This window comes from Qipengyuania proteolytica (assembly GCF_019711565.1).
GTDB lineage: Bacteria > Pseudomonadota > Alphaproteobacteria > Sphingomonadales > Sphingomonadaceae > Qipengyuania > Qipengyuania proteolytica.
Genome location: NZ_JAIGNN010000007.1, coordinates 1 through 1016 on the forward strand (window position 1 = coordinate 1; position 1016 = coordinate 1016).

The window sequence follows — 1016 nt, forward strand, 5'->3', positions numbered from 1 at the left end:
ATCCGTAACGCCCGCATCATTCTTGCGGTCTCTGGGGCCGTTTCAGGGGCCGTTTGGGAGGCCCGTCTCTTGGCTTGCGCCATCGGTTCGGTTTGGGTGCATTTCCCTGATAAACAGGGAAGAACAGGGAATTTTGCAAAATTGAGGCCCAAAACAGGCCGATTTGAGCGATTTCGGGGCATGTTGCCGAGATAATAGGGCCACATTTCCGCGGCTTACGCGGCCGAAAACAGGGTTTCCCTATTCTTCGACGGAACAGGGAATTTAATTGCCCATAACAGGGACCTTAATCGACGCAATCAGGGTATTTGTTTGCCAGAACAGGGAATGCCGACTTCGCCAAATCCCAGCGCTTTGCGCTGCTGTGACCAGGCCAGCGGGATCGTGATCTTCTTCAAGGCTTCGAGGTTGAGATCAAGCGGCTGGCGCCCGGCGAGGATCGCGCGCTGAATGTCGGGCGCGAGGAAGGCGAGCCGGAGAATATTGCGGTCATAGGGAGAATCAGGAGCTGTATCCATGACGGGCGCCCCCCGCTCGGCGCGCAGCATCGCGTGGGCTTTCCTGAGGGCAGTAATCAGGACACGGTCAGGCTGTGGCGGGCGCGAACTCGCTGCCACTATATGCCGTCTGCTGCCGCGCTTTGCGAACCGGATGGGCAGCTGGACGCTGATCGCGTCGGCGGTGTGATCAATGATCGTCTGGTCCTCCGCCAACCTGGCTGCCGTACTCACTGCCTGTGTTGCGTCCAGCGCGACTTGCAGGCCTCGCTCGGTCAGGCAGACCGATCGCAGAATCGAGAACGGATCTTCGACTTTGGGGGTCCATCGTTTCATCGCGGCGGCGATGACGCGCTCGATCTCGGGCGCAGACAGTCGCTGAACCAGTTCGCAATCGGAGGCCCGAGCGCCCTGCTGCAGCGAGGCCGAAACGTAGTAGCGGTATGACCGCCCCGATTTGCCGCGCGACGTGGTCGGGCTCATAGGCTCGCCAGCGGCATCAAAAAGCTTGCCCATGAG

1 pseudogene is annotated in these 1016 nt (G+C 60.0%); it reads right to left on the reverse strand.

Annotated elements, in window-relative coordinates:
* Window positions 1-299 precede the first annotated feature (299 nt).
* A pseudogene (locus K3172_RS15395) lies at window positions 300-1016 on the reverse strand (hypothetical protein); the annotation flags it as partial.